This window comes from Streptomyces hydrogenans, assembly GCF_014656075.1.
In the GTDB taxonomy this organism is placed as follows: domain Bacteria; phylum Actinomycetota; class Actinomycetes; order Streptomycetales; family Streptomycetaceae; genus Streptomyces; species Streptomyces hydrogenans.
In genome coordinates this window covers 87,101-94,864 of the sequence record NZ_BNBS01000015.1, presented here as the reverse complement: position 1 = coordinate 94,864, position 7,764 = coordinate 87,101, and the positions used below count along the sequence as shown (strand labels likewise).

The window sequence follows — 7,764 nt, the reverse complement described above, 5'->3', positions numbered from 1 at the left end:
GGGGCGGCGGCACCGTCCGCGCGGAGCGGGCGGCCGCCGTCGCCGGAGGGGCGACCCGCCGCCGGGGCGGCCCCCGCGGCCCGCGCCAGGAACGGATCGGTGAAGGCGAGCGCGTCGCCCCGGCGGTCGAGCAGACCGGCCGCCACCAGGCCGTCCAAGGCCTCGACGGGGACCCGCTGGGCCCGGGCGCGGGCCAGCGCCGTACCGACCTCCGTACGGTACGGCGCACCGGCCGCCGGGGCGCAGACGGCCGCCACCACGCGCAGCAGCCGTCGCCCGTCCGCCGGGAGGGCGCCGAGCAGCCCGGCGTACACGCGCGCCAGGACCCCGTCGTCCACCAGCCGTCCGGGCGCCGGAACCGTCCCGTCGAGCATCTCCGGCGGCAGGCGGCGGACGGCCTCGGCCAGCACGCCCGGATGTCCGGCCGCCTCGTCGCGGAGCCGTTCGGCGACGGCGGTGCAGGTCCCGCCGCCGCTCGCCCCGTCCAGCAGGGCGCGGGCGCCCGCCCGGGTGAGGCGCGGCAGGCGGACCAGCGGCGCGGCCCCCGCGACGGGCAGCGGACGGCCGGGCGCGGACGCCACCAGCCAGGCGGCCCGGGCCCCCCGGCGCGGGCCCGGGCTCCGCCAGTGCGCGGTGAACGCGGCCCGCGAGTGCGCGTCCCACAGCGGGAAGTCGTCCAGGCACAGCAGGACCGGGCCCCGGCCCGGCACCAGCGACGCCAGCGCCGTCGCGATGCCCTCCGGACCCCGGGCCAGCCGCGCCGCCCGGCTCCCCGCCGCCCCGGACGGAGCCAGCGCGGCGAGCAGCGCCCGTGCCCCGCTCCACGGCACCTGCCGGCCGGGCGCGCCGACCACGTGCGCCTCGCCGGGGAAGTCCGGGGCCGCCCGGGTGAGCAGGGCGGACCGCCCCTCGCCGGGGCCGCCCGCCACGCACACCACCCGTCCGTCCGCCGGGACCTCCGGCGCCGGCCACAACAACTGGGAGACGGCGGCGAGTTCGGCCTCCCGGCCGTACAGCACGGGCGGCCCGGCGGCGACGGCACCGGTGCCGCCCGAACCGTCGTCGGTCCCGGTCACGCGCTGCCCGATGCTGCCCGTCACGGTCACGCCCGTCACGCTAACGGGCCCGGCCGGGGCCGGGAACGGAGCGGAACGGGGGTCTGGGCCCGCGCCCAGGCCCCCGTCCGCCGGGCTGTGCCCGGGCACAGGGCGTCAGGAACCCAGCGGACACGTGCCCCGGTACTCGTCGATCGTCAGACTCGGCCGCGGCAGCGGGCAGAGGAACTGCTCGTAGCGGGTGTCGTCGTCGACGAAGCGCTTCAGCCACGACAGGCTGTACTTCGCGATCGTCGTGTTCGACGTGTTCGGCGTGAAGTGCGTGGCGCCGTTCAGCTCCAGGTACGCCTTGTCCAGGCCGGAGGGGAGGCTCTCGTAGAACGGCTCCGAGTGGGTCGCGACGGGCGCGATCGTGTCGCCGTCCGCGCCGATGACCAGGGTCGGCGTGCTGATCTCCGGCCAGGTCTTGTCCGTGTTCCAGCCGGTGAGCGGCACCGCCGCCTTGAGGCTCGGCCGGCTCTTCGCCGCTTCGAGGGTGCCTCCGCCGCCCATCGAGTGGCCCATCACGCCGAGCCGGGAGGCGTCGACCCGGTCCCGCACCGAGCTCCGCTGGGTGAGGTGGTCGAGCGCGGCGAGCAGCTGGCGGCCCCGGCTGTCGGGCTGGTCGACCGTGGTGATCGTGTCGATGACGAAGACGACGAAGCCCTGCGAGGCCAGCCGCGGCCCCAGCCAGGCGACCGAGGACTGCGTGGCGGTGAAGCCGGGCGAGATCGCCACCGCGCCGAAGGTCCCGTCGGCCGTGCTCGTCGGGTAGTAGATGGTGCCGCCGCCGAAACCGGTGGCGGCGAGCGAGGAGACCGAGGTCTGCGCGACGGCGTACGGGCCGCGCAGCGCCTCCACGCTCGCCTCGGTGGGCGCGGGGCCGCGCTCGTACGGATTGCCGGCCGCCGCTCCCGCGCCCGGGGCGAGGAGCAGTGCGAGGCCGGCGGCGACGGCGGTGGCCGCGGCAAGGTATCGCTTCACGACGAAGTCGTCCTCTCGTGTCGTGGTACGGCCGTCCCGGGGGGAGGGGCGGCCGCTGCCGTGGGGTGGCCCCGCCACTGTGGGGGCGGCGCGGTACGCCGTCATCGGCACAATCACCGGTCCCGCGCGCATCCGGCGGCGGCCGCGCCGCCGAAGGAGATACGGGGACGGCGAACGCCGCCGCCCCCGCCCCGACCGCCAGCACCGCCCCAGGGCCCGTCCGGAAGCGAAACGCCCCCCGTGAACGACACCCCGCGCACCCCGTCCACCCCGCGCGCGCCCGCCGCGTCCCGTACCTCGGCCGCGTCGTCCGGCTCCGCCTCCCGGACCTCCGCCACCTCCCGTGCCTCCGCCGCCCCCGACGGAGGCACCCGCACGGCCGTCGTGCTCTTCACCGCCGACCTCCGGGTCCACGACCACCCGCCGCTCCACGCCGCCCGGCGGTCCGCCGACGCGCTCGTGCCGCTCTTCGTCCGGGACCCGGCCGTCGACCGGGCCGGGTTCGCCGCGCCCAACCGGCTGGCCTTCCTCGCCGACTGCCTCGCCGACCTGGACGGAGCGCTGCGCGAGAGGGGCGGCCGGCTGGTCCTGCGCACAGGTGACACGGTGGCCGAGGTGTGCCGGGTGGTGCGGGAGACGGGCGCGGACGAGGTGCACGCGGCGGCGGGCTGCACCGCCTTCGCCCGGGCCCGCGAGGCCCGGCTGCGCCAGGCCCTGGAGGAGCACGGCTGCCGGCTGACCGTGCACGACGGCGTCGACTCCGTCGTCCCGCCCGGCGACGTCGTCCCGCACGGCTCGGACCACTTCGCCGTCTTCAGCCCGTACTTCCGCCGCTGGGCGGACCAGCCGGTACGGGCTCCGCTGCCCGCCCCGCGCACCGTCCGCGTCCCCGAGGACGTGGCCTCCGAGCCGCTGCCGTCGCGCGCCGCCGTGCCCGCGGTGTCCCCGGGGCTGGCGGCCGGGGGCGAGAGCGAGGCGCGGCGGCGCCTGCGGTCCTGGCTGTCGCGGCACCTCGACGCCTACGAGGACCGCCACGACGTCCTGGACGACCGGGCGGGCGACGGCACCTCCCGGCTCTCGCCCTTCCTCCACTTCGGCGCGCTCTCCCCGACGGAGGCCGTCCACCGGGCCCGCGCCCACGGCCCCGGGGCGGGCGCCGACGCCTTCGTCCGCCAGCTGTGCTGGCGCGACTTCCACCGGCAGGTCCTCGCCGCCCGGCCCGCCGTCGCCCGGGACGACTACCGGCCGCGCCACGACCACTGGCGGCGGGGGAAGGACGCGGAAGCGGACCTGGCGGCCTGGCGGGAGGGCCGGACCGGCTATCCGCTGGTGGACGCGGGCATGCGGCAGCTGGCCCACGAGGGCTGGATGCACAACCGGGCGCGGCTCGTGACGGCCTCGTTCCTCACCAAGACCCTCTACGTGGACTGGCGCGAGGGGGCCCGGCACTTCCTGGACCTGCTGGTCGACGGCGACGTCGCCAACAACCAGCTGAACTGGCAGTGGGTCGCCGGCACCGGCACGGACACCCGCCCGAACCGCGTCCTCAACCCCGTGCGCCAGGCCCAGAGCCACGACCCCGAAGGGACGTACGTGCGCCACTGGGTCCCGGAGCTGGCCGGCCTCGAAGGGGCCGCCGTGCACGAGCCGTGGCGGCTGACGGGCCTCGACCGGGCGGGCTTCGACTACCCGGACCCGGTCGTCGCGCTCGCCGACGGCCTCGCGCGCTTCCGGAGCGCCCGCGCGGCGGATTGAGCGCGGCGCCGATCCGACGCACGACCGATGCGGATGGAGGAACGGGGTCCCGCCGCCGGACCCTGGAGACCCCGGACGGAGGGCCCGACGCCCGCCCGCCCTCCGTCCGGCCCGTGACCCGCGCGGATCCCCGCCCCGGGGCCCGGCCGCCGGCCCGTGACAGACTGCGGACTCGGCCGTCACCCGGACGGCTCACGGGAGGTCCGATGTCCGCACGTCCCCGGCCCCTGCCGGCCCGGGACCCGCTCGTGCGGTACGGGGCCGAGGCGCCGGCCGGCGCGGTGCTGCTGCTGCACGGCGGACGGGCCGACGGGCTCGGCGCCCCGCCGTGGCTCAACCTCCCGGCCCTGCGCATGCGGCCGTTCGCCGAGGCCGTGCGGCGGGCCGCGCGCGGCCGGTCGGTCCTGGTCGCCGAGGCCCGCTACCGCCACCGGGGCTGGAACGGCGCGCGCGCCGACGCCGCCCGGGACGCCGAGGCCGCGCTCGCCGGACTGCGGGCGCGCTTCGGACCCGTCCCGGTCGTCCTCGTCGGCCACTCGATGGGCGGACGGGCGGCGCTCGCCGTCGCCGGGGACCCGGCCGTGCGGGGCGTCGTGGCCCTCGCGCCCTGGTGCCCCCCGGACGAGCCGGTCGCCCACCTCGCGGGCCGCCGCCTCCACCTCCTCCACGACGAGGCGGACCGGGTCACCGCGGCCCGGGACTCCTGGGCCTTCGTGACCCGGGCGCGGGAGGCCGGCGCGGACGCGACCGGCATCCCGATGCCGGCCGGCGGCCACGCCATGCTGCGTGGCGCCCGCCTCTGGCACCGGCGCGCCACCGAACTGGCCCTGGAGACCCTGGCGACCACGCCGGCCTGACCGCCCCTCAGGCGTCCTCGGAGCGTGCCCCGCACCGCTGGGTCAGCAGCTCCAGGGCCTCGCGCAGGCCCGCCGGACGGACCGCGCCCGGCGGAGGGTTCCGGCCCGCCCAGCCGGGGCCCGCGAGCAGCACCAGCGGGGCCGTGCGGGCGCCCCGGAGACCGAAGCCGGTCGCGGCGACGTGGCCGGCCAGGGCGTGGTCGGCGGTGGAGCGCGTCTGGGACCAGAGGGTCACGGCGGCCGGTCCCGTGCGGCGCACGGCGGCGTCCAGGGCCTCGGCCGGGACGGCGGCGCCGAACATCCGGAGCGGCAGGCCCCGCTCGGCGAGACCCGCGGCGAGGGCCTCCAGCGGCAGCGTGTGCCGCTCCGCCGGGACGCAGGCCAGCAGCACCGGCGCCCCCGGCCCCCGGCGCTCCGAGCCGGGTGCCCGCCGCAGCGCGGTCGACACGTGCCACGACAGCAGGTGCTCGACCTCGACGCACAGGTCGCCGGAGGATTCCCAGGTGCGGCCCACGGCGTGCAGCGCCGGGACCATCACGTCCTCCCAGGCGGCCGCGGCCCCGTAGGCGGCCACCGCCCCGGCCAGCAGGGCCTCCAGGGCGGGCCCGTCGAGGCGGGCGGCGGCGTGGACGACGCCCCGGTACTCCCGGCGCACGTCCCCCGGGGCCGGGGCGGCCGCGGCGACGGGCGGGCGGGGCGGGGGAGTGCCGCCGGAGGCGCGGGCGGCCCTGGCCGCCTCGGCGGGCGGGGTCCCGGCGGCCGTCAGCCGGCACATCTCCTCCAGGACGGCCACGTCCCCGGGTGCCCAGCGGCGGTGCGTGCCGTCCAGGCGCACGGCGGGGCCGATGCCGTACCTCCGGTCCCAGGAGCGCACGGTCGTCGGGGAGACGCCCAGACGCCGCGCGAGGTCTCCGGTGGTTATCCCGGTGGGGACGCGGGAGGCGGGGCCCGGGCTGAGGGCGGTCTTCTCGGACATGGCTCCAGCCTACGATCGGCGACGCACGAACGATGCGTCCGCTCCCGACCGGCGGAGGCCAGGCGCCCGCCGATTCGCGGGAACGGGCATATCGGGACAGGATCGGGCCGAGAGAGGGGGCGTAACCACGGCGCCCCCGCGCGGTCGCACGGCTCCGGCCCCTCGACCGCGCGCGTCCGAGGAGGCGGCATTGTCCGAGTTGATCGTGATCGGTTACGCGGACCGCGCGGTCGCCGAGGAGGCCCTCGGCACGGTGCAGGAACTGCAGCGCGACCAGGTCGTCGGCCTCAACGGCCTCGCCGTCGTCTCCGTCGACACCGAGGGACGCACCCACGTCGACACCTCCAACCGGGTCGTCGGGGTCACCGCCGCCACGGGTGCCCTCTGGGGCACCATCTTCGGCATCCTCTTCCTCGCCCCGGCGGTCGGCGCGCTCACCGGCGCCGCGCTGGGCGGGCTCGTCGGCCGGCTCAGCAAGTCCGGTGTCGACGACAACTTCCGGCAGCAGGTCGGCGACCTGCTGCGGCCCGGTTCGGCGGCGCTCGTGATCATGGCCTCGAAGCTCACCGAGGACAAGTTCACGGCGGCGATGCAGCACCACGGCGGCACCGTCCTGAAGACCTCCCTCAGCGACGCGGACGAGAGGGAGCTCGCGGAACAGCTGGCCGGGCCCGGGTGACCCGGCCGCCCCGTACGGCCCGCGGCCCCGGCGGACCCCGCGTGGAGGCCCGGTCCCGTACGGCCCACCGGCCCGGATGCCCCCGCCATCCCGCACGTCCCCACCGTTCCGCACGTCCCCACCGTCCCGTTCGCGACCGGGGCCGGTACGCCACCGGCCCGGTACGACCCCCCGTCCCGGGCGCCCGCCCGAGTCCCCGTTCAGGCACTCGCCCGACCCCACAGGAAGGCCCCCTCCATGGACCCCGTGCTCAGCAGTGAGGTGCTCGCGAAGCTGCGTCAGCCCCGGCCGTACCCGGCCGTCTCGCTGGTGATGCCCACCCACCGCCGCGAACCGGACAACACGCAGGACCCGGTGCGCCTGCGCAATCTGCTCGCGGAGGCGGAGAAGACGCTCACCGGCGACCCGGACGTGCCGCGCGAACGGCGGCTCGACATCCTCGACCAGCTGAGCCGGGCGGCGGCCGAGGTGGACCTCGCGCACGCGGAGGACGGACTGGTCATCTTCGCCGCGCAGGGCGAGCACCAGGTGTGGTCGCTGCCCCGCACGGTGCCCGAGCGGGTGGTCCTCGCGGACACCTTCCTCACCCGTAACCTGGTCGCCGCCCGCGCCGCCGAGCAGCCCCACTGGGCCGTGGCCGTCGCCGCCGACCGGGTCTCGCTGTGGAGCGGCAACGCCGAGCGGACCGTCGAGGCGGCCCGCGACGGCTTCCCGCTGACCCGCAGCCTGGAGGACCCGGACGTCGAACGGAAGGAGCGGATCGGCGACGTCCCCAGCACCTTCCAGGACGAGGCCACCCGCCAGTTCCTGCGCGAGGCGCACGAGAAGCTGCGGGTGCTCCTCGCCGCCGAGCCCCGCCCGCTGTACGTCCTCGGCTCGTCCGAGGCGCTGGGGCTGGTGGAGGAGCTGGGCCCGCTCGGACCCGACACGGTCACCGTCCAGAAGGGCGGTCTCGCCGACGCGCCGGCCGCCGCCTTCCGCGCCGCCGTCGAGCCCGCCCGGACCGCCCGCGCGGCCGCCGCCGTCGAGGCCCTCACCGCCGACCTCGACGCGGCCCGCCGCCGGCGCGAGTTCGCCGGCGGCATCGACGAGGTCTGGCGGGCCGCCAAGGAGGGCCGCGCCCGGCTCGTCGCCGTCGAGGACGACTACCGGACGGTCGTACGCGAGGAGGGCGACCACCTGGAACCGGCCGAGGCCGGGGAGGCGGGCGCCCGGGACGACATGGTCGACGAGATCGTCGAGCGGGCCCTGGACACCGGCGCCGAGGTGCGCTTCGTCCCCGGCGGCACCCTCGACGGCCAGGGCCGCATCGCCGCCGTGCTGCGCTACTGAGGGGGCCATCGCACCCCGGAGGGGCCGGGACACCCGTGACGGGCGTCCCGGCCCCGTGGCATGTCCCGGCCCCGGCCACTCCCGGCC

6 protein-coding genes and 1 pseudogene are annotated in these 7,764 nt (G+C 78.1%); 4 read left to right on the top strand and 3 right to left on the bottom strand.

Annotated elements, in window-relative coordinates:
• Together IE321_RS09580 and bdeA are read right to left on the bottom strand one after the other, a co-directional pair.
• Positions 1-1,106 (bottom strand): annotated as a pseudogene (locus tag IE321_RS09580) (hypothetical protein); the annotation flags it as partial.
• A 105-nt stretch (positions 1,107-1,211) separates the two neighbouring features.
• Complete coding sequence (gene bdeA / locus IE321_RS09575; RefSeq protein ID WP_043229975.1) at positions 1,212-2,183, bottom strand: bis(hydroxyethyl) terephthalate hydrolase; 972 nt, start codon at positions 2,181-2,183, stop codon at positions 1,212-1,214.
• Positions 2,184-2,462: 279 nt separating this feature from the next.
• Here bdeA and IE321_RS09570 point away from each other — a divergent pair, with 279 nt between their 5' ends.
• Together IE321_RS09570 and IE321_RS09565 are read left to right on the top strand one after the other, a co-directional pair.
• Positions 2,463-3,833, top strand: coding sequence for a cryptochrome/photolyase family protein (locus IE321_RS09570; RefSeq protein ID WP_190222491.1), 1,371 nt, complete (start codon positions 2,463-2,465; stop codon positions 3,831-3,833).
• A 206-nt stretch (positions 3,834-4,039) separates the two neighbouring features.
• Positions 4,040-4,690: an alpha/beta hydrolase gene (locus IE321_RS09565; protein ID WP_190222481.1), complete on the top strand. Its 651-nt coding sequence runs from the start codon at positions 4,040-4,042 to the stop codon at positions 4,688-4,690.
• Positions 4,691-4,697: 7 nt separating this feature from the next.
• Here the strand turns inward: IE321_RS09565 and IE321_RS09560 are convergent, their stop codons facing one another.
• Positions 4,698-5,666, bottom strand: coding sequence for a MerR family transcriptional regulator (locus tag IE321_RS09560; protein ID WP_190222480.1), 969 nt, complete (start codon positions 5,664-5,666; stop codon positions 4,698-4,700).
• A 190-nt stretch (positions 5,667-5,856) separates the two neighbouring features.
• Here IE321_RS09560 and IE321_RS09555 point away from each other — a divergent pair, with 190 nt between their 5' ends.
• Together IE321_RS09555 and IE321_RS09550 are read left to right on the top strand one after the other, a co-directional pair.
• Complete coding sequence (locus IE321_RS09555) at positions 5,857-6,345, top strand: DUF1269 domain-containing protein (RefSeq protein WP_043229970.1); 489 nt, start codon at positions 5,857-5,859, stop codon at positions 6,343-6,345.
• A gap of 237 nt (positions 6,346-6,582) precedes the next feature.
• Positions 6,583-7,677, top strand: coding sequence for a baeRF3 domain-containing protein (locus IE321_RS09550; protein ID WP_190222479.1), 1,095 nt, complete (start codon positions 6,583-6,585; stop codon positions 7,675-7,677).
• The last annotated feature ends 87 nt before the right edge of the window (positions 7,678-7,764 follow it).